Below are 22,365 nucleotides of genomic sequence, written 5' to 3'. Positions count from 1 at the left end.
ACCATTACACATTAAAAAAATCATCATATATTAATAAAGGATTCCTGGAAACATATGTAGAAATTGTAGATTGAATTCTAATCTTGCTTGCGAAACACGAGGTGCGCCATGAACGCAATCAGCATCCACCCTTGTCTGGTGAAACGCATCATCAGCAACTCAAACCCGGACGTGCTTTACTTCGTCAAAAAAAACGGTTTAACTACCTTTAGCCAGATAACGGAAGAAAATCTCCGGCTGCTCCATAGAGAAAATGCTGAGATGTTTTACAATGTCGTACGGATTCTGGGTTTTCTCGGTGTCCGGTATACAGGAAAACTGGAACCATATTCGTCCCTCAACCTCAATCAAGGCCCGTTCCTCTCTTACGACGGGACCGACCCAGCCGATACCGAAGTGGTTTTTACATACAAAACCGAACGGTTTCTTTCGTCGTTTTTGACGGGTTTCGGCCTGCGAACCGCAGCGGATTTTTCTTTCCTGCATCTTCCTACGCTTGAGTATCATCTGGAAAAGCTTAACCTGCCCTTCTGGTATGAGTCCTTGATGGAAGAGCTACAAGAGCAGCATTTCCGTATTGTTGAAAAGCTCGTCGATATAATTGAGGGAAATGACCAGACGACAGTCATCGCTTCGGACTCCTTTACTACATCCGCCGGCTCCAGTACTTTGATGGAACCCGGCATGGTCTCTGCCCCATCCGCCAAACCGGTCTGGGAGACCGAAATCACTTCCAAAACCGTGCACTTCGACGACATGGCGATAAAAATTCCGCCCGGTATGCTATCGTGCAAAGTCGAGACCGTGTTCTCCAGCTCCGTACTGCGCAACATTAACTGCCTGCTCGCGGACGGCCTGACGACGTACGGGCAGCTGCCGGAACGGCTGGCGGACTATTTTCGCGCCAAGCCCCAGATCGGCCCAGGTAAAATCAACAAATTTAAGCTGGAGTTGCTGGCGGAAATAGAGGGGAACGGCGACGCAAGCCCGCACACGACGACCACTGACAACCTGGCACCCGCCGTCCAGCCAGAGAAGCATGTCCACGTGCCCGCACTACTTTTCGACATACGCGTCGATCTATTCGTGACCGTCATCACGAAGCAGACGTCGTACCCGGATGTCGCCGAACGGCTCCATCACCTGGGCATCCAGACATGGGGAGAACTCGCCAGCTTCACAAAAACCGAACTGCTCGAACGGCTCTGGAAAAAAGGAACCCGCATGAAAAGCCTGCTCCACGTGTTCGAGGTATTGGAGATCAACCTGGACGGGGAAGAGACCGACACGCCGCTGCCCGTGTTGTGGGAACGGTTTTGTTCCGACCTGTCCGCCATCGCCGAGAACCGCAACTGCCACCCCGAAATGTTGGAGGCGAATGTATGGGACATTCTCTACAAACGGGTCAATAAAGGACCCCTTGGCAGGGAATGGACGTTGCAGGAAATTGCGGATGAAAAAGGCATCACACGTGAGCGCATCCGCCAAATCGAGAATAGAGGCTTCGAACAGCTCATGTTCCGCCACATGCCGATGGTGTTTACGCTCTACGAATCGGTCAGTGGAAAGTACAATCTGGTGGCAATCGAGGAAATTCTGAACAGCCCGATCGAGCTGAGCGAAGCGGAAGAAGTGGTGCTCGCGAACATTATCAAAAAATGCGACATCGGAATCGTATACAGCACCGAATATCATGCGTTTTTGGTAGGAGAGCAAGCGCGGATTCAGGAGGAGATCGGGGTTTTCGTCGCTTATTTGTTCAGCGAGCGACGGTGGTACCATCCTATCAGACTCCGGGAGAAAATCAAGGATTATTTCAAAAAAAATCCGACCTCCCATCTAAGCCCCACATTCGTGGAGGAGACGGTCATTCCAAGCCGTTTTCTCATGTACGAGTCGATTTATTTTGCCGCGGACGGAAGCAAAAAGGACTTGACATGGGCAGTTTTTGAGGCTTATTTCCCAGATGGGCTGGCCATCATCAAGGATTCGCAACGGTTCACTGACAAGATGCTTGCGATCTACCCTGACAAGTTTGCTGGTAGCTACGACCGGAGCATTTACGCGAGCCTTCTGCGCAACGAAGAGGACGTCCTCATCTGGGACAACGGCTATTACACTCCACGTTCTTCCGTAAAAGTGAAATTCGAAGACATCGAGCCGATGATGGCGTGGACCGTGCAGTTGCTAAAGGATAGCAATGCACCGCAGATACGTCTGACCCGCACGCTCTGGCATTTTCAAAAAGAACTCGCCAACATCGGTATCACAAACGCGTACTCGCTCTACACGTGCTTCCGGCTGCATGGGCAGGAGTTTTTCGACTTCGTCAAAGCGCCGCGGATCTGCCTTAAAGGCGGATTGGAAGCGGCCCGGCAGCCCCTGACACAAATGTTCCAGGAGTATATGAAGGCTCAGAAACGAAAAGTGAGCCGTAGAGAGATGCTCGACCTGTTCAAGGACCAGCTGGGCTGGCAGACGTACCACATCGAGCAGCGGATGGGCGACCAGATTATTCGTGCCGGTTACGAGGAGTACATCCATATCGAGAACCTTCAGGTGAACGAAGAAGGGCTCGAGTCCGTCAAAAACTGGCTCGTCCGCAAGCTGGAGTCCGTCGGCTCCGTCGTCTCTATCAAAATTGTCAACCGTGCCGTTATGAAACTGGCGGGCGTCGATTCATACCATATCCTGTACTACCTGTTGGACCGGGAGTATCCAGAAGTGTTCAGCTTTTACATTTTTCCCAAGCTCGGCCTGTTCGACCCGGCGGAGGAAGAATTGGCATCGACCCGGCGTTCGCGGATGGCGCTGCTTGAAAACCATATGTTGAGCGGTGAGCGGGTGTTTTACCGGAGCGAGCTAGAGAGCTATTTTCAGAGTATTGGGTGGAACAATCTCGTATACAATTCGGACAAACTCATCACATACGAATCCAAAAACGACATGGCGCTCGCCTTCGTGCACCGGGACACGATCGGCATCACGGAGGAGAAGCAGGCTGCGTTCCTCTCACTCATCGACGAGGCGTTCGATACGCTTCAGGGTCAGGGGCAGGAGTGCCTCGATATGGATGCTTTTATCCATGGGACCGGCGTCGAATCGCGACTTCCGAAGCTGGACCACGACATTACCTGGACACAGGTGCTGATGATTTCGCTGTTGAAAACAGAAGAGCGTTTTGAAATTCTAGGCATAACGGGGCGCGTCGTTATCCGGGACGACAATCCGACGGGCATTGCTAACGAACAGGATCTCATCAACCACGTGCTGATCAAGGAATTCGGCGGGGCAACTTCTATCGGCAAAATGGAAAAGCGGCTCCAGGAGCTGAACCTCATAACCCGGAACATGAGCAAAATGTACTTCAACGATGGGGCGGACGAAGACGTGCCATACGTGACGACTCCCTCTCTAGAAATCATGACGCAGGAGTTGTACCGCCTGCAGATGAAGGGGTGAGAAGCGGTGCTGCGAGAGCTTACGTTGGATTACGTCTACGACTCCTCGGAGAACAACATCGTGGACAAGCTGTTTTTACCGCTGTTGAATCACTCGGTGCTGTATCGGCGAGGCGTCGGCTATTTTACGTCGGGGTGGCTGCGGCTGAACCTGGGGGGCATTCGAAGCCTCATCGAACGAAAAGGAAAGGCTGAGCTTATCACCTCCCCGCATCTTTCGGAGGAAGATTTTGAAGCCATACAGCGCGGAGAACAGGCGAAAGAAGACCGGATGCTGTACGAAGCGCTTGTGCACGAGCTGGACAGCCTGCAGCAGGAGGAAACGCAAAGCGCGCGGGAAACTCTGAGTTTGCTCGCCTGGCTGGTGGCGGACGGACTGCTGGATGTGAAGTTCGCGATCCCCCGGAACAACAAAGGCGACTTCCACGACAAATTTGCGGTGTTTACGGATGAGGCGGGCGACCGGGTGGCGATCCACGGCAGCTACAACGATTCGGTCCATGCTAACTACAACGGCGAAAGCTTTTCGGTCTACTGTTCTTGGGTGGAGGGGCAGGCGCCGTATGTGGACAAACATGACGAGCGGTTTCGCAGGCTGTCGGCGGGGGAGAACGGTTTTTTCCGGATGTATGATATGCCGGGACTGGTCCTCGAAAAGCTGGTGCAGATCACCGTGCACACGGAGCGCCCATACGACGTGGCAATGACCCAAGCCAAACCAGAGGAACAAGAGCTGCCGATCCGTATTCCTCCGCACATCCGCCTGCACGACTACCAAAAGGAAGCGGTCCATGAATGGGAGGGCAACGAGCGCCGCGGGCTGTTTTCGATGGCGACGGGCACGGGCAAAACGATCACTTCGCTCGCAGCCGCCGCCGGCGTCTACAAAGCACGTCGGAAAATCGCCCTAATCGTCTCCGTCCCATTCAAGCATCTGGTGGAACAGTGGAACGGGGAGGTGCAGTCGTTCGGTTTCTCGCCGGTGCTGTCGACGTCGCGTAACTGGCTGTTCCAGGCGAATGCGCTCATCGACGATTACAACCTCGGGTTTGAAGAGACGTTGTGCTTCATCGTGACCCACCAATCCAATGCGGACGAGGATAAATTTCTACGGCTGGTGATGAGGATCCGGGATAAGAACAGCATTTTGTTCATCGGGGATGAGGCTCATTACCTCGGGGCCGCTTATCTGCGTAACTCGCTCCAACCGGATATCCGGATGCGCATCGGCCTATCGGCTACGCCAGAGCGGTGGCGGGACCTGGGGGGGACGCAGGTGGTGACGGATTATTTTTCGCGGGAGGTCATATCGTTCGGGCTGGAGAAGGCGATTGAAAAAGGCTTCCTGACGCCGTACGAATTCACGCCCCACTATGTGGAGATGGGGGAAGACGATTACCGCGAGTACAAAAAGCTGTCGCTACGCATCATGCAGCATCTGCAGGCTGCTAAAAAAGACTCGTCCCGCCGACAGGCAGCGAGTATTCTCGCCGCGCAGAGGGCGAATCTGCTGAACCGGGCAGAGACGAAGATCGAGAGTTTTTTTACGGTGCTGCGCCGTCATGTGGCCGAGATAGGCCTGGAGAACTTTAATCATACAATCGTCTACTGCCCCGAAGGGAAGCACCGGGAGATCTTGCGGCGGATCGCCGACCTCGGTCTACGCGTGCAGGAAATTGTGGCGGGAACGGGCAATGCGGAGCGGAAGGTGATTTTGCAGGCGTTCGACCGAGGAGACATCCAGGTGATCGTTGCGATGAAATGCCTAGACGAAGGCGTTAACGTGCCGGCGACGAAGCGGGCGTATTTTCTGGCCAGCACGTCGAATCCGAGGCAGTTCATCCAGCGCCGCGGGCGCATTTTGCGGACCACGCTCACTAAGAAGCGCGCTTACATCCACGACTTTATCATGATCCCGCCCAGTACGGTCAGCGACGTGAGCAGTACGCCAGAGACGATTTTGAAGCGGGAGTTTGCCCGCTTTGTGGAGTTTTACCTCTGCGCGGCCAATCATTTGGCCATTCATCAGCCGGCGTTTGAGGTGCTGGAGCGGTACCGGCTCGGGTACTTATTAAGCCTGAAGCCAGAAGAAATTTACGCGACACTATCAGGGGAGTTGGAAGACCATGAATACAACTGACGTGCATCCGAAAATTATGGGGGAGCTGAAGCAGTACCCCAAGGAAGTGCAGGAGATGGTTATCGAGGCGATCCAGAGCTTCAGCCAAGGACTGAATCAGCAGGAAGTGTTGGGAAAGCTGGAAATTAAAATGCGCAATCTTTTGCAAGAGGAGAGCCAGGCGTGAAAATAGAAAAGCTCGAACTCTTCAATTTCAAGCAGTATTACGGTGAGCAGACGATTCATTTTGCGGGCTTTCCAGCGGACAGCAGTCAGAACGTCACCGTCGTGTACGGGGCGAATGGCAAGGGGAAAACGACCATTTACCGTGCCCTGATGGTCTCCCTGTTCGGTGTGGCGGAACTCGCGAAGGACAAGGTAATGGGCAAAAAAGGCGACATCTACTATATCTGCAACCTCAACGCGCTGCGGGAGTCTGGGGATGGCTCTGGCATGGTTCGGGTAAAGGTGTTTTTCTCGCATCAGGGGGAGTATTTTGAGCTGGAGCGGATGCTAGTGTCCCAGTTGTTCGACGACAACCAGGTGCAGGAGGATTTCCTGTCGGCTAGCCTCCTCCACATTGACCGCGAGGGACGGGCGCATACGTACGACCGGGAGGACGATATTGCCGGGATCGTGAACCGGATATTTGACCGGCGGATGAAGGATTATTTCCTGTTCGACGGCGAGCGGATCGAGCACCTGATGCGAGACGAGCAGAGCCAGAAGAAGGAAGTCGCCAAAGGCATCAAAAACCTGCTCAAGCTCGACGCGCTGGACGAATCGCTGCAGGTCGTGACCAAGCTGTACACGAATTACCACCAGGAAGTCCAAAAAGCCGCGAGCGGCGAATACCGCACCAAGCTGGCCGAGCAGCAGGCGAAAGAGCAGGCGATCGCGAAGCTGGAGGAGAATGTAGATGGCTGGCGCGCCGAGCTCGAGCTCAAGGAAACGCAGATCGCGCAGATCGACGATCAACTCAAAGGCTTTCAGGAAATCAGCGAAAAGGTCATCCGCCGTGAGCACCTGACTGGGCAGCTTAAGGACTTAACCGCGCGCAAATCGGTGCAGCTCGCCAAAATCCGTGAGTTCACGAAGCACGGTTTCAACCTGCTGATGAAGGATGAGTATACGCGATTTTACAGTGAGCTGGAGCATACCCGGTCTAATCTCAGCAACCCGTACGACATTGCGAAAGAGTTACTGCAGAAGATATTGGCGGATCGGAAATGCGTCATCTGTGACTCTGACGTGACCCCGGACAGCAAGCAGCACAAGGCCGTCCAGCTGCTCATCGAGCAGCATCAAGAGGGATCTCATACTCGGGAGCTCCTGGACCTGAAGGAAGAAGTCCGCTCCATGATCGAGCGCAACAAGACTACAAGCGAAAGAAGCGGCGAGCTTCTGCAAGGCTATAACGTGATCAACAAAGAGATCAAAAAGCTGCAAAAAGCGATCGACGATATCAGTGAAGGCATCGGCCAAAGCCCGAACACCGACTTCCGCAACCTACAGACGGCGCGTAACAACCTATCCGAGCGGATCCAGGAACTTCGGCTGCAGCTGAACGGCGGCGGGGACGAGCTGAACCGCCTGAAAACGGAGAAGCGCGAAATCGACCTCATCATCAAAGAGCTGGAAAAGAAAGAAACTCAGAAGGACATTAAGGTCAAAATGAAAGACATCGCGGGTGCTACCAAAGACGCGTTGAAGTCGATCCAAACCAATTTCGTGGACGAAATTTCGCGGGAAGTGGAGCAGCTCACCACCACGAACTTCCGCAAATTCATCGATGAAGACAGCCGGCAGAACCTGCGTGAAGTGAAGATCGAGAAGGACTTCTCACTCCAGGTGCTCGCATGGAACGGCGCCAACTTCCTGCCGAACCTGTCGTCGGGTCAGCGCCAGATTTTGTCGCTCTCTTTTATTATTTCTCTGCTCAGTATTTCCGGCGGCACCGACAAAACGCTCGAAATCCCGCTGTTCATGGATACGCCGTTCGGCCGGATTTCCGGGGAAAACCGCGATAATCTGCTCCGGCTGATCCCGGACATGACGCCGCAGTGGATCCTGCTTGCGACTGATACCGAGTTTACCCGAGTTGAATGCGCCGAGCTGCGCAAAACCGGCCGCTGGGGCGAGGCGCACCGACTGCACATTCCGGAGGCAGGCAAAACAGAAGTCATCCGCGAAAGCGTACTTGGCTTTCAACCGGACAGATAACACGGGGAGGAGACAGGATCATGCGAGTTATATCATACACGGGCGACCCCCGTTTGAATTGGAGCAAGAAATATGAGGGTATTTACCATACGTTGCGAGACAAGGGGATCTTCCCCCAGAACGCGCAGACGTTCATGTTCTGCGCCAGTCTCGGCTACAAATACAACCGCAGCCTACCAGTGACATTACCGACGAACGATTTTCGCTTCGTGACGCTTACGGAGGAGGAGCTGATTCCTTACGTGACGATCGCATTCTCAAAAGCTGGGATGCAGCTAGACAAGCTCGGGCGGATCGAAGATTTCCGGCCGATCCTGGAGGAGTACGCGGAAGGCGGGATGCAGGTGTTTATCGAGCGTTTTCTGAGCATGTATCTGGTGACCGCGGCGGACAGGAGTCTGGTGCTGGATATCAAGAGCAATGCATTTGATTTTGAGAAGGATTTGCTGGTGTTTATTCATGAGGAAGCGACCAGTTTTGATCCGTTTTAAGAGGAATGAGCCTGGAAGATCTCCTTATTGTTTGAACAATCAATGATTACTAACTGGGAGAAGAGAGATTAAGAATTGAGATAAAGTAGCTACCAAGCTTTATGAGCTTGAGACGGATTAAGAGAGAAATCCCCCGTTTATCGGTGTATTTGACGACTTACCTCCAGAAGGCAAATGATTTATTGATGTAAATCTGATGTAAAAATTAAACACTAATGCACTTGTTATATCCTAAAGGAATAGGACGGGAACAGAAAAGCCCAATATCTATAGGGTTTTCCGGTCTATAACAGAAACTAGACTAAGGAGATCGTAACCCGCATACGGTGCATGTGGAATGTGGAGCAATAATGTATAAAGTGAATATGAAACGTTTGTATATACATGTTTAAATAAATACAACTTAAAAGGGCGACTTGCTGGTCGCCCTTTTAATGCTGTTCACACAAATACTACATAACAATAAATGACTCCGCCATCTCATTTTATGAACTAGTTTCGTATAATCTACTACTAAGAAGGACTATTGAACTATTTTGACGAATAATACCAGAACAAAAATGATAAACACCAAGGAGCTCCCACATGTTAAAGAAACTATTATCACTATTCAGTTTTAAACCTGCACAAAAGCCACAACCCACAAAAGTTATGAGCAAAAAACTTTCTAAACCCAGAGTTGAGCCAACACGTATCGGAGAGTTAGGCGAACATAAAATAAACATCCAGTTGGATCAATTGTCAAAGGAGTTCCAGCATTTAAACGATCTTCTCATCCCTAATCCTAAATCACGCTCTGGTTATTCTCAGGTCGATCATCTTGTCATTTCACCATATGGTCTTTTTGTTATAGAAACTAAGAATTACTACGGTGAGATAAAGGGCGCTCGTAAGGACAAGTATTGGAACGTAAGCAATCGCTTTAAAATGTATAATCCTTTGATGCAAAACTATGGACATATTAAAGCGGTAGAGCTGCTGCTCACTGATTTCAATAATGTGAAATACATATCTATGATTTCCTTTACAATGAGATGTAGATTCAGCATTGATCCTGAGCTTAGAAAGATTGGCTCGGATGAGTTAATTGTCTATGATGTAGAGCTATCTGAGTTTATACAACGAAAATTAGCTAGATTAAAAGCAGAGCTACAGTCCCCGCGGTTTAATAGTGAGGAAGTTAAGGCTATTAAAGATATAATAGCCAAAGCAAATATCACTGACCCCACAATTAGAGCTGAACATATAGAAAAAGCAAAAAAGTCTATCTGATAGTTTGGAGCGAAATAATATGACATTGCCACAAGAGCTTGCTTCGATTCTCCGGAGCCGACAAAAGTCCTACAAAATAAATTCTATCTATTCTTGATGAATATAAAGAGTCTTTTAATCGAAGGTTACCGCTCAACCAAGTGGCTGAGCGGTTTTTAACGTATTACCAGGATAACAGCATGAATGGTGTAGCTTTATCCTCCATTTTGGAAGCAACACCTGAGTCCATTACCTTCAAACCATATATATATAGGATAAAATGAATGACTATGTCTTAGCCGAATTAAGGGATTATGCTCACACTGAATTAGCGAACTATAATACCAATTGATCAACAATATCACTGCAGGAGTCTATTTTTACAGAGTCTAAATACGTACATTGACACTAAATCGGGGCAAGCAAGAGTCAAATAGACCGCACACATATCATCTGCCAACAAATAAACAACGTACTCAACATACTGTGTAGTTGTCGTAATACGCTTATCAAGAATAGCAATCCAAGGAATATTGGCCCAGTGGCCGTGACCTATTGATCTTTGGATTAAGGAGTCACCGTTCCTACAAGAGAACGTGGAATAAGAGATGGTTATCGCTATTTGGAGTAAAAAGTGCAGGAAATGAGAGCGCTCTTGCCGCTTTAATACCCACACAAGGATGCTAATATTCATCTAACCTTCAGTGGATTAGGTCGAATTACCAAGTTTCTACCGTAGCGATTATACACTGTGACCGAAATATTATACCGGATGACGATAAGCTAATAGCTGACTTAAAAAATGTGATGGATAATTACAATCTTTACGCTGACCAAGTAACAGAACAACAACAGCTAGCAGAGGAATATATCAAATAATATAGTTAATTTTGGTAGTTCGGAGTATACTGATTGTTGATTCCAAATTACTGGGTACTTCAAAATGTCGAAGGGTGTTATAAATGAAAATATACTCAATTTTTAAAATTGCTGTAACGATGGTTTTAATTAGTTTGTTGGGATATTTCCTGACATTATATTTTGAAGGAGAGTCTAAGAGCTCCTTGAAGGAGCTTCTAACAGTAAGTCAGAAGGATAGTAGCGTTTTAATAAATACTATTTGGCAAGTGCATGCAGGGGTTACTACACTGAGTATCGCGATTTTAGCATTAATAATTGGATTTAATCAGCAGAAAAAGTATGGTGTAAAGGTATTGGATTATCTACTAATATATAATAGAAAGATTTATAAATTTCACGACGAATTAGTAATAATCATTCTACTTATAGTATTGCAGTACTTTTTTGTGGCATATTTAGCGCTTGCTGCTGTAGTGCTAATCTTTACTATAAGTGTGATAATAATTATTCACATGTTGCATTGTAGTCTTAAAATAATATTGTTTGAGGAAATGGTCTCATCCGAGATCAAGAAGTACTTGTTAGACAAATGCAAGGATAGCATAAAAATGGAAAACAAAACAGTAGAGGAAAATACAAATGGATAAAATACTAAATAATCTTTATACCCATACTTTATCTTATGTTGAAAAGAAAGATATGAACGAAGTAAGAGGAAATATCGAATTCTTTTTAGAGATTTTTGCTGAGATTTTAAAGGAAAGTAAGAGCCCTATTGAATCAACTTTATTGAAGACCTTAGTTGGTTATATTGATAGTATTGCAGAGAAGTTAGTCGAAGCTGGTTATCAAGAGTATGCGGTAGAACTGGTAAGAGGTTTTTATAAAGTCGAAGGTCAAAGCTCTGTAACAAGTCTCTATTTTGAAAAATTATTAGATAGCCTTTTTTCTGTGCACTCTGAACTAAAAAGTTTCAACTCAGTTAAAGATATTTCTTTTATTGGCTTATTAATGGATTTGTTCCAGAACACAGGGGAGTATCAGGGACGTTACTATGATAATGATATAGTTTATTTATTTAGTAGGTACTATGTAGTAATTTCAAAAAATAGACATCTAAGTGATGATGAGAAAGTCAAATTTATCTCATATTTTATTACTAATTGCTTTTATTTAAGTCTTAGCGATGGCTTTGATCAAGATAGGGAAAAAGTAAAGCTGCTTGAGAATATCTTAGCAAACATACTGAAAGCGACGATCGATAGATTAGACATATTAATTTTTAGAGAAGTTATTAAAAAGCTTTCAGAGAGTAATTATCTTCTTTCTGATAAAGTAGATCATAAAGTAATTATGTTAAAGATAACTATTTATTTATACTACTTAATATTTAAGGAATCTATACCATCTGAAGAAAAATCTCACCTAAAAGAGTTCGGCGTATTAGTGAGATCTTTTTGGAAGGATACATATTTTTCATTTACTACTATGTGGACGCACTATTTTGAAATAAAAAGAGAACTCTCACGATGGGAAAGAATGGACAATGAGCAAGCCAAATGGTTGATGATGGATAGTGTTGTTAGGGAATTTTTCTTATTCTTCAATTGCTCCTCTGAAACTTTTAACATAGACAATATTCCAGAAGATATCCTTAATGAGAGTGAGGTATTTCCATTTCTTAATAGTAATTTAAAAGAATTCATATTCACTGAACAACTAATTAATGATTATTTGAACTTTAAAGAATTTTTCAGCTACAACCAAGGTGACAATGATTCAACAATATTCGAGCTGAACCAACTAAAGGAGCAGCTTTTATTCAGATATAAACAAATAAAATTTAAAGAACTAAACAGTTACATTAATTCAAGTGAAATTCTTAATAAGAATAAAATTATTATTTATAACAAAGTAGAACAAATGTTGAATGAGGATCCGTACCTTCAACTTGCAAATGGTAAATTGGATAAGACAAATAACCAATACGAAATGGAAACGAAAACTTATACTTTGAGGGTTAACGTACCAATTCAAATTGTTGCAAAGAAGGAAGAGTCTGAATTTAAAAGTATAGCGAATAGTTTTAAAAAGGCATTTGAGCCTTATCTATTAAATTACTTTTCTTATAAGGGTTTTTTAGTTGAAACTATTACATTCAAAGAAAATAATAAGATTTTGAGATTACTTAATGTAATAAAGAATTTGACTAATGAAGGTGTAACCATAAATAGTTTAGTCTATGGGATTAAGTTTGATTCAGTATTTTTGTATCAAGAGGATGAAGTTAGTAAGGAAAAGTTAAGATCTTTAATAGATTCATTAAATTCAATTGAGACAGAAAGGCATTTGTGGGTTGGTTTTGATAATAACTTATTACAGATTGAATCGGGGCGGTTATCTGTCGAAATTGAGAATTTATCTGATGAAGAGATAGAGGATATTCTTATTAAGTCTAAAAGGGAGGATGGCATGTATTATTTAAGAATAACCAATGAAATATATGCTCCTTTTTATAAAGAAGAAGCAAAGGGTTACTTGTTATCTGAGAGGAAAACTATAGTTATTTCCAAGAGCGTAACCGTGTCGATACAGGGTTCTCCAGGATTCATCGTTGAAATTCGAAATAGTTAATAAAAGAGTCCTTGTTGTTTGAAAAGAAAGTATCCTTTATGAATGGGTCACAGTTCAGGGCAGGACAAGGTGCTAATTCCAATTGATCAATTAAATCTGACAAAGAAGAACAGCGCTCCAAACTTCATAAGTTAAGACAAAGTTATCGGCGGCACAGAGCCATTTACCATACATGTAGAAGAAGTACGATGGACTGATGGAGATCCAATATGACTAGCGCTAGCGGGCAGAGTTTAAATAGGCGGGAAAAGTCGTGTCTTCACTCATTTATAACTTGTAATACTCAGCTTGAAAACCGGCTGAGTTTTTTGTCTTCCCGCTGAATACTGCGATTCCGAGTAAGTAGGAATTGAAATCAAAAGGAATAGTTTAAAAAAAAGAAAGGAAGACTAATTATTAACGTACAGGGTTTGAAATTGCCGCTGGATTTTTCAGGTAAGACAATGATGGAGTCTTTGGGAAAGGTAGTTGGTGGAGAATAGTCCGATTGAATTAAGATGAGTGAAAGGGTTTTAAATATATTGTGATGGTTCCGATTAATGAGTGGACTATATATTCTTATTGAAATGTACAGAAATTGTTCAAAAGGGATTTCCAGACTTAAGAAGCTATCAAGGTCGTAAAAAGAACCATTGGTTTGTGAAGAGGGGATAATCAATAATGAAAAATATATACATTGTCGATTACATCGGAGAGACTATTGTGATGTAATCGACACTGACACTGTATATATGTGATAAACCCTTATAACCAAGGAACGGGAACTAGAGCTCAATAAACATAAAAATAAGACTACCGGTAACAATGGGACGGCAGACATATCCGCTAAGCGTATTGTTCGAAGTTCACTCATGTCCGAAGTTCTCTTTTAATGCTCCTCTTTAACAAACCTGGTGTTAAGAGCATACGCGAGTCCAGCTTCAATCAAGCCACGTATTCGAGATTCATCCAGTTTCAAAAACTTGAAGTAGCACTGCTGACGTATGAAATTTTTCGCATACATATATGCTTCTTTCTTTTGTTCCGGATCATAGATGTCTGGATAGACGACGTTCATGTCATTAACAAATTGCCTGAGAAGTTCATCTTTCGTTAGGTACTTTTTCAAACGTGCCGTACTCTCGTTGCCCATGAGATGGTTCGTATACAACCTTCTACGTAAATCTTTAGTCCGACCTACGTAGAGTATATCATCATTCGAGCGCATACCAATGATATAAACAGCGCCTGACTTCTCCAATTTACTTGGGAGCAAGTCTTCAAATACATACATCGGTTGGGACCAGATGTGAGAAATGATGTTGGTCATCTCGTTACACCGGTCAATATACATTTGTGGAACCGTTGATGATACCAAATAAATCACCACCTTATCTGATTGCGATATATCTTCCTGAGATTATATCACATTCTGATATAAAAGCAATTTCTTTAATCAAATAGCTATGTAAATCTGAAAAAAGAAACGACGTTAATCAGTCATTTGAGATAGCAGGTCTTTAAGTGCAGAAGATAAATTACGCGATGTAAGAAACTGAAACTTTTTTGTTTTAAAATTCTACACCTGACGAGTAAATAACATTATTGAGTATGCTATCGCTGAAGAATGATGGTGGTTTAATAGATTTTAGGAAATGTTTTCAAAGTAAGTTGATGCGTGTTAAAAATAGTTAGAATCCGAAAGCATCGGTGAAAAGGTTCCACGGGAGAGCAACCTCGGAACCTCTTTTTTGTGTTCAAGCGAAGTTCAGTCAGCTACCACAGATCAGAAACATATATAATAACAAAAAGCACAATTTGTAGTATTTGAAATATGGTTGTTGGGTACATGAAAAGTGGTTTTCAATAAATATTTTTTTGGAATTTTTTAAAAAATGTATTTAACATTTTGAATACGATGTATAATTGATACTAACATTTTGATTTGGGAGTAGGTGAATGTTTGAAGTCATCTCTGGGGGCGAATTCAGTTCAACCCATTCGGGACTTGGAGAAGATCCGTCAGATAAAGGAGCTGCTGATACACAGATCTTACCGGGATTATTTTATGTTTTTTATGGGGATTAATTCGGGTCTACGGATTAGTGATATCTTGTCATTAAGAGTAAGTGAGGTCAAGGCAGCTACACATCTTAAGGTGCGCGAGAAAAAAACAGGTAACATCCGTCGTATATTAATTACAAATACACTCAGGAACGAAATTGAAAAGTACTGTCATTATCTGAATGATTCTGATTATTTGTTTCCTTCTCGAAAAGGAGATAAGCCGATTAGCCGAGTACAAGCATGGAACATACTCAATGCTGCAGCACGTGACGCAGGTATCCAAGATTCGATAGGGACGCATAGTATGAGAAAGACTTTTGGGTATCACTTTTACCAAAAGCATAAAGATCTAGCTTTACTTCAACAAATATTTGGACATTCATCGCAATCCGTTACCATTAGGTATATTGGAATTACTGACGACATGATTGACAAAGCTATGCAAAACTTTTCTTTGTGAATGACTTTGAACTCAGGAGTTGGAGTCAGCGAGACTGTCACCAAAGAAAACGTATTCGAAATACTGTTAGTCGAGAAACAGTATATTTCTAAATTTTTACAAAAGGAATGATATAGAGTGGCAATGACTATTGCAGATAATACAACTGATACTAGTGTATTAAGAAATGACCTGAATTATATAGATTGGCTTGGAATTCGAAAAGATCTTAAACAAACTACCTTCGATTTTGTGGATTTCTTTGCAGGCGCTGGTGGAATGTCATATGGATTTCATAAAGTAGGAGAAGAGACGGGTTATTTCCGGAACATCGGTGCTTTTGACTTTGATAAACATGCAAACATGACGTACGAAAGAAACTTTGGAATTGAATCAAACCAATTAGATTTAGGTAACGCTGATGTTGAAGATATCGAGAATATCTTAGCAGTTAGAAGAAATAAAAATAATCCACTCATTGTTATTGGATGCGCACCTTGTCAAGGCTTTTCTTCTCACAGAAAAAAAGATCCACGAAAAGATTCCAGAAATTCTTTGGTTGGTAGATTTGCCGAAATTGCTGTTGGTTTGAACGCTGATTTTATAGTGATGGAAAATGTGCCAGATTTATTAGCGAAAAAGCATTGGCACCATTTTAATACCTTTAAAACAGTACTTGAAGAGAAGGGATACTATGTGACTTCAAGTATTGTGAATATGGCAGAGTTTGGAGTACCACAAGAAAGACATAGAGCAGTTGTTTTAGCATCTAAACATTACATTCCTACAGTACCAGCACCAGTATTTGAAAGAAATGTATTTAGAACAGTAAAGGATGCTATTGGGCATCTTCCTCCTTTAAATGCAGGCGAGGCAAATAAAGACGATCCAATGCATAAAACTTCGAACCACAGAAAAGAAACGATTGAGATTTTAAAACAGGTTCCTAAGGATGGGGGATCCCGTCCACAAGGAGTGGGCCCTGCATGTTTAGATAAAGTCAAAGGTTTTTACGATGTATATGGACGACTCCGATGGAATAGGCCAGCAATTACAATCACCGCTAGGTGCAGGACTCCTTCTTGTGGAAGATTTACACACCCGGAACAAGATAGAGGACTATCTATAAGAGAAGCTGGTCTCTTGCAAGGATTCCCTTCTGATTTTATTTTTGAAGGCCCTTTTGATGATAAGTATAAACAAATAGGAAACGCTGTTCCTCCAATATTTTCAACACATTTGGCCGCTCATATTTTAACTATGATGGCAGGCCAAAATCGTAATGAAGATGACGAGAGTATTAATCAGCCGTTCTTTCAATCATATAGCAGTGTAATTGCTCATTTGAAGCAAGAAAGAAATTAAATGCAGTATATCTGGAGGACGAAATGGGCAGAACGAAAAAACTAACATCCATTGATCTATTCTCTGGGGCGGGTGGAATGTCCCTTGGGTTTTCAATGGCTGGATTTAAGATTATGTACGCACTCGATAACGATGCAGCATGTATTCAAACATATAATAATTACTTTGGTAATCATGGTCATGTTGGTGATATCTATGAGATCAATAAAGATGTAATTGAAAACTCCATACAAGATAAGACTAAAGATCTTGATGTCATATTTGGTGGTCCTCCCTGCCAAGGATTTAGTGTTCAGAGGCGAGGGGAGGACAACGACCCGCGTAATCAATTGGTAATGGAATATATCCGTTTAGTGTTGGAGATTAAACCCAAATTCTTTGTTATGGAGAATGTTGCGGGTTTACTATCAACAAGAGGAAAACCTGTTCTTAAACAGTTGGCAGAGAAATGTGAAGCCGCTGGATATATAATTCATACACAAAAATTAAACGCTTTTGACTTCGGGGTTCCTCAAATTAGAAAACGTGTTTTTATTGTTGGCGAAAAAATAGAAGGCCCTTTAGCGAAGTTTGTATTTCCTGAACCTAACAGACCTTCGTTGGATGCTCCTTCTACTGTAAAAGAAGCAATCTCAGATTTGATGGAAAAAACTGAAGATGATATTTATAATCATAAGGCCGATAGACTATCTCCCATTAATTTAGAAAGAATTAGGTCTATATCCGAAGGTCAAGGAAGGGATTCCCTTCCAGAACATTTACAATTAGATTGTCACAAAAACAACAGTAGCCATAGACATTTAGATGTCTATGGTAGAATGGCATGGGACAAGCCAAGTTCAACGATTACTGCGCGTTTTGATAGTTTTTCAAGAGGAAGATTTGGTCATCCGGTACTTGATAGAACAATTACATTAAGAGAAGGAGCACGCTTACAAACATTTCCTGATGAATTTGTTTTTCATGGGTCAAAAGTCCAGATCGCAAAACAGATAGGAAATGCTGTACCTCCTATGTTGGCAAAAGCCATAGCAACACAAATTAAAGATATTCTTTTAATGGACGGAGAGTAAGCATGCAACATTGGCCTAGTGGCATAAGAGATACAACAGAATTCCCAACTCTTGACATAAAAATTTCCTCCAATTTACGAGATCACTTACAGAAGTTCATTCAACTTGATGGTCAAGAGTGGAATGACTATAGAGGTCAAGCGGAAGCCACAAAATGGGGTGTAACAGACCAAAGAATCAGATCTTATCGAAAGTTATATGAGAAACTAGGTCTAATTTTTAAGGATCAAGATAATAAGTTAAGGTTATCTCGGTTAGGCGTTGGTATACATGAAATGGAGTCTGATTTAACAGAGGAAAGGGATAAAATCTTTTCACATGTAACCAAAACTGCAATCAGCATTTTATCTCGTTATCAATTACGAAATCCCTCAGATAATTATGACTTACCAATCGATTGCGATGTTTTACCATGTATTTGTATTTGGAAGGCAATGTACGAATTAGACGGGAAACTACATCACGAAGAGATGAACAGGTCCATTCTAAGGACAATGAAGATGAGAGATCTTGAAGAAGCAATACAAAAGATAAAATACGCAAGACAACAACTGGATAATTATTCCGAGGGCGATGAAAGTGACTTAATAGAGTTATTGGGTGAGCCGGTTCACACAGATCAACCACCTGCAAGAATAGCACCATGGTATTCGTTTGCAGGTTGGGGAGGACTTATTATAAGTCAAAGTGTTGATAGTGAGGGCTTTCGTCATTTAACTGGTGGTGCATTACCACTAATAAAAGAAATTTTACAAAACCCGCCTAGATATTATGATGCACAAGATGAAGAGGATTGGTTTGCTTATTATATCGGAGATGCTGCACTAACTAATGAATATGATACAGCACCTATAAGTGATATAGTAACTGCATTTCATAAAGATCTGTCTGCCGCGGGACTAAATTATCATATTAATTTCGTCTCGCGGTTTATTGCAAGTTGCCTAGCGAAACCGTTTGTAATTTTCACCGGTCTTTCAGGCTCCGGGAAAACGAAATTATCACAGGCTTTTGCGAGATGGATATCTCCAAACAGGGCAGAAAGTTCAAAGAATTTTGAATTAGTGTCTGTAGGTGCTGACTGGACAAGCAGGGATAACATACTTGGGTATGCTGATGCTTTGGATACAAACAAATACGTCAAGACACAAGCGTTAAATATTATTCTAGAGGCAACAAATGATATAATGAATCCTTATTTTTTGGTTCTTGATGAAATGAACTTATCACATGTTGAAAGATATTTCGCTGATATTCTTTCTGCGATCGAATCCAACGAGCAGTTATACTTGCATAGTGACTTAATATCTAGAGATAATGTACCACCTTTCATTGATCAATTACCGCCTAATCTTTTTATTATTGGCACAGTTAATATTGATGAAACAACATATATGTTTTCGCCAAAAGTCCTTGACAGATCAAACGTAATTGAATTTACTGTCAGCCGTGAAGACATAGGAGCATTTTTGGACAGCCCATACCAAATACGAATAAAAGAGTTGGATGGAAAAGGGGAAAAGTATGCCTCGGCCTTTGTTGCAATGTCCAGACAAGAACCAGAATTAGATAGTTCGACCCAAAGCAAACTAAAAGAAAATATTTTATTGTTTTTTGACATCTTAAGTGAATATGGTTCTGAATTTGGTTTTAGAACAGTTAAGGAAATGGCAAGATTTACTTTCTATTATGAGTTAATTTCTCCTAATGGAGCAATGTCTGACCTATCTATGGATGTCCAAGTATTACAAAAGATCCTACCTAAATTACATGGCTCAAGAAAGAAATTGGAGCCATTACTATGTGCTTTAGCAACACTTTGTTATACCGACCACCAGTATGAAATATTTAATAATGTTGTCACTCTCGCAAACAAAGAACTTATTTTGAACATGGCTCATAAGAGTGCATTAATGGAGAATTATGAAGAACACCCTCTGGCACTTGACGAAGATGGTGACTTATTGAAAAAACCAGAAAACGCGTTTTATTACTTAAGTTATAAAAAAATTGTTAGGATGTTAAAACAACTAGAACAAAATGGGTTTACTAGTTTCGCGGAGGCCTGATACATATGGAGATGGTCGATGTGACAGATGTACAATTTATAAACGATTTAAAACGAATAAGAGGGAAAATTAGGATATTTGCAGAAAGAAAAAATACTCTATTTATTTTAAACTCTATAGAAGAGCGACTTTATAACGAAGAACCAGTTCAACTAGTGGAAAATGGAATTTATGAGTATGAATTAATCGATGTCGGTACAGGTTTGAATATTAAAGATAATCCAGTGGTTATACCCAGTCGTATTAATGATTCAATTCGAAAAGGAAGAATTGAAATAGGTTCTTTCAACGGGCTTTTACCATTATTTTTAGAAGACCAATATGGAACTATTTATGGTCATGCAACCATCGAAATACGATCAACGAAGGTTAACTATAGAGAAGATTATCGTAGGATGCTTGAGTACATTGGGGAAAAATGCAATGATCTTCTTTTAGATATTAAATCTCCAACACAACTAAAACTTGTTTCTGATTCTAGTAAAGATCCGGATACAATTCAACAAAGATTTGCATTTTTAAAGTCAGTTCTTGATTCTAGAGAATTTAAGGATGCATTAAATAGAATAACTTCTATTGGACACAAAGATTTAATCGATGAGAGAATTCGGCAAGATATTAGAAAAAATATTAGGGCTGACTCTAATACATTAAAACAAATTGCTCAAAGTCAAAAAAGAATGTCAATACCATCAACTCATGGACTTCATGGCCTACTAAGTGCCAGAGGTGTAAGAAATCCATCTATTCCAACGTTTTTAACAGTAACTAAAAAGACTGAGGTTAATGATACTCCAGAAAATCGATTTATAAAGTACACATTGCAAGTATACGCTGATTTCTTAAGTAAAATTGAAAAGATTTTGTCGTCAAAAAAGAACCTTGCTGATAAAAGATTGTTAAAAGATGTGAAAAGGTTAAACGAATATCTATATGAAACTTTATCTGTAGATTTTTTTAGAGGTTTACCAGAACCTACCTACATTCCCCTTGGTAGTACAGTTTTACAGAGGAAAGCAGGATATCGTGAATTAATGCAGGCTTGGTTGAGATTTCAATTAGCAGCAAATCTCATATGGGAAGGTAGCGATGATGTTTTCGGCTCTGGTAAGCGTGATCTGCCGCTTCTTTATGAATACTGGTTATTTTTTCAATTGCTTCAGGTAGTGTCGAAAAAGTTTAGTTTAACTGAACCACCTGTAAAGAAGTTGATAGAGATGACATCTGATGGGTTTAACTTGAAACTGAAGTCAGGGAAACAACTTGTAATTGATGGAATTTATAATAACAAGGGCAGAAACCTCCGTATTCAATTTTCTTATAACAAAACTTTTAATTGGACCAGTCATAGAGGTGAGCAAGGATCTTGGACTCAACAAATGAGACCCGATTACACTTTGAGTTTTTGGCCAGCAGAATTTTCTTCAATAGAAGCAGAAAGACAAGAACTTATGGTTCATATTCATTTTGATGCAAAATATAAAGTTGATAATATTGAAGGGCTTTTTGGGAGAAATGATGAAAATTTAGACGATGAAAAAGAAAGACAAAGGGTAGGAATATATAAAAGAGCAGACCTGCTCAAAATGCATTCATACCGAGATGCAATCAAACGCTCTGAAGGGGCTTATGTATTGTATCCGGGTACCCAAGATAAGACTTGGTCTGGGTACCATGAAATATTACCAGGAGTGGGAGCATTTGCAATTACTCCGGGAAAAACAGGTGAAGCAGTCGGCCTTAGTGGATTATCTGAGTTTCTAGATAAAGTAGTTGGACATCTTTGTAATCGTTCCTCTAAGAGAGAGCGATTGTCATTTAATAATTATAAAATTCAGAATTCATTCGTGGGAGAGAATATTTTTGCTGAACTTCCAGAAAGAAAACAGAATTCTTCAGAGAGACAAATCCCAATTGCTGAGACAAACATTGTAGTAGCAACAATTGAAAGTGAAGATATATTGAATTGGATCATAGAAACTAAAACATTTGCTTCTGATATGAATATTCAAAACGGGGATATGGTTATCAATCCATTATTATTTATGGCAAGTCATGTTCTTTTGCTAAGTAAATGGGATCAAAAAGTGATTAGGTTATTTAAAATTAATAATGGACCTCAAATATCAACATTAGATAAGTTGAAATTCTTAAAATTTCCCGATACGAAAAGCAATTGCATGTATATTTTGTATGGAATCGAAAGTGATAGTCGCTACGATAACATAAACTGGAGATATCTTAATGATGAACAAACAATTTCAGTTATAACATTTGAGGAAGTACTAAGAAAATATACATGAAGCTAATTTCTACTCTTTTTATAATATTGA

The 22,365-nt window shown here is 42.0% G+C and carries 15 protein-coding genes; 13 read left to right on the top strand and 2 right to left on the bottom strand.

All coding sequences use genetic code 11. From position 1 onward, the window contains the following. The first annotated feature begins 108 nt into the window (after positions 1 to 108). From AC1DLI_RS07880 to AC1DLI_RS07855, 6 genes are all read left to right on the top strand, one after another. Positions 109 to 3,462, top strand: a complete 3,354-nt coding sequence (locus tag AC1DLI_RS07880) for a sigma factor-like helix-turn-helix DNA-binding protein (protein ID WP_477601249.1) — start codon at positions 109 to 111, stop codon at positions 3,460 to 3,462. Positions 3,463 to 3,468: 6 nt separating this feature from the next. Continuing rightward, on the top strand, positions 3,469 to 5,601 hold the full coding sequence (locus AC1DLI_RS07875; RefSeq protein WP_477601247.1) for a DEAD/DEAH box helicase family protein: 2,133 nt from the start codon (positions 3,469 to 3,471) through the stop codon (positions 5,599 to 5,601). After that, entirely contained in the window at positions 5,588 to 5,767 is a 180-nt protein-coding gene (locus AC1DLI_RS07870) for a hypothetical protein (RefSeq protein ID WP_477601245.1), read from the top strand. Before AC1DLI_RS07875 ends, AC1DLI_RS07870 begins: the two co-directional genes overlap by 14 nt. Beyond that, the gene (locus AC1DLI_RS07865; RefSeq protein ID WP_477601243.1) at positions 5,764 to 7,803 is read left to right on the top strand and encodes an ATP-binding protein; all 2,040 of its coding nucleotides are present in this window, start codon (positions 5,764 to 5,766) and stop codon (positions 7,801 to 7,803) included. The genes AC1DLI_RS07870 and AC1DLI_RS07865 overlap by 4 nt, the downstream gene beginning before the upstream one ends. Positions 7,804 to 7,823: 20 nt before the next feature. Further along, positions 7,824 to 8,294, top strand: a complete 471-nt coding sequence (locus tag AC1DLI_RS07860) for a hypothetical protein (protein WP_477601241.1) — start codon at positions 7,824 to 7,826, stop codon at positions 8,292 to 8,294. Between the two features lie 585 nt (positions 8,295 to 8,879). After that, a complete protein-coding gene (locus tag AC1DLI_RS07855; protein ID WP_477601239.1) occupies positions 8,880 to 9,566 on the top strand; it encodes a nuclease-related domain-containing protein in 687 nt (228 codons plus the stop codon). Between the two features lie 340 nt (positions 9,567 to 9,906). Here AC1DLI_RS07855 and AC1DLI_RS07850 read toward each other — a convergent pair whose 3' ends face one another. Next, positions 9,907 to 10,239 carry an MrcB family domain-containing protein gene (locus tag AC1DLI_RS07850; protein ID WP_477601237.1) on the bottom strand — a complete coding sequence of 111 codons (333 nt, stop codon included), beginning with the start codon at positions 10,237 to 10,239 and terminating at the stop codon, positions 9,907 to 9,909. Positions 10,240 to 10,507: 268 nt separating this feature from the next. Between AC1DLI_RS07850 and AC1DLI_RS07845 the strand changes: the two genes are divergently transcribed. Together AC1DLI_RS07845 and AC1DLI_RS07840 are read left to right on the top strand one after the other, a co-directional pair. Next, positions 10,508 to 11,053 (top strand): hypothetical protein, encoded by a 546-nt coding sequence (locus AC1DLI_RS07845; RefSeq protein ID WP_477601235.1) that lies wholly within the window; start codon positions 10,508 to 10,510, stop codon positions 11,051 to 11,053. Next, positions 11,046 to 13,040 carry a hypothetical protein gene (locus AC1DLI_RS07840; protein WP_477601233.1) on the top strand — a complete coding sequence of 665 codons (1,995 nt, stop codon included), beginning with the start codon at positions 11,046 to 11,048 and terminating at the stop codon, positions 13,038 to 13,040. Before AC1DLI_RS07845 ends, AC1DLI_RS07840 begins: the two co-directional genes overlap by 8 nt. Before the next feature lie 868 nt (positions 13,041 to 13,908). Here AC1DLI_RS07840 and AC1DLI_RS07835 read toward each other — a convergent pair. After that, positions 13,909 to 14,349 carry a GIY-YIG nuclease family protein gene (locus AC1DLI_RS07835; protein ID WP_477601231.1) on the bottom strand — a complete coding sequence of 147 codons (441 nt, stop codon included), beginning with the start codon at positions 14,347 to 14,349 and terminating at the stop codon, positions 13,909 to 13,911. A 633-nt stretch (positions 14,350 to 14,982) separates the two neighbouring features. Between AC1DLI_RS07835 and AC1DLI_RS07830 the strand changes: the two genes are divergently transcribed. The 5 genes from AC1DLI_RS07830 (at position 14,983) to AC1DLI_RS07810 (ending at position 22,335) form a co-directional block, all read left to right on the top strand. Next, positions 14,983 to 15,546, top strand: a complete 564-nt coding sequence (locus AC1DLI_RS07830; protein ID WP_477601229.1) for a site-specific integrase — start codon at positions 14,983 to 14,985, stop codon at positions 15,544 to 15,546. A gap of 123 nt (positions 15,547 to 15,669) precedes the next feature. Beyond that, the gene (locus AC1DLI_RS07825) at positions 15,670 to 16,890 is read left to right on the top strand and encodes a DNA cytosine methyltransferase (protein WP_477601227.1); all 1,221 of its coding nucleotides are present in this window, start codon (positions 15,670 to 15,672) and stop codon (positions 16,888 to 16,890) included. A gap of 23 nt (positions 16,891 to 16,913) precedes the next feature. Then, entirely contained in the window at positions 16,914 to 17,963 is a 1,050-nt protein-coding gene (locus AC1DLI_RS07820; protein WP_477601225.1) for a DNA cytosine methyltransferase, read from the top strand. A gap of 2 nt (positions 17,964 to 17,965) precedes the next feature. Continuing rightward, complete coding sequence (locus AC1DLI_RS07815; protein WP_477601223.1) at positions 17,966 to 20,032, top strand: McrB family protein; 2,067 nt, start codon at positions 17,966 to 17,968, stop codon at positions 20,030 to 20,032. Positions 20,033 to 20,037: 5 nt separating this feature from the next. After that, positions 20,038 to 22,335 carry a DUF2357 domain-containing protein gene (locus AC1DLI_RS07810; protein WP_477601221.1) on the top strand — a complete coding sequence of 766 codons (2,298 nt, stop codon included), beginning with the start codon at positions 20,038 to 20,040 and terminating at the stop codon, positions 22,333 to 22,335. The last annotated feature ends 30 nt before the right edge of the window (positions 22,336 to 22,365 follow it).

This window comes from Paenibacillus sp. 01T443 (assembly GCF_056398325.1).
Note: the sequence above shows the minus strand (reverse complement) of the source record. Positions and strands in the feature narration are given on the sequence as shown.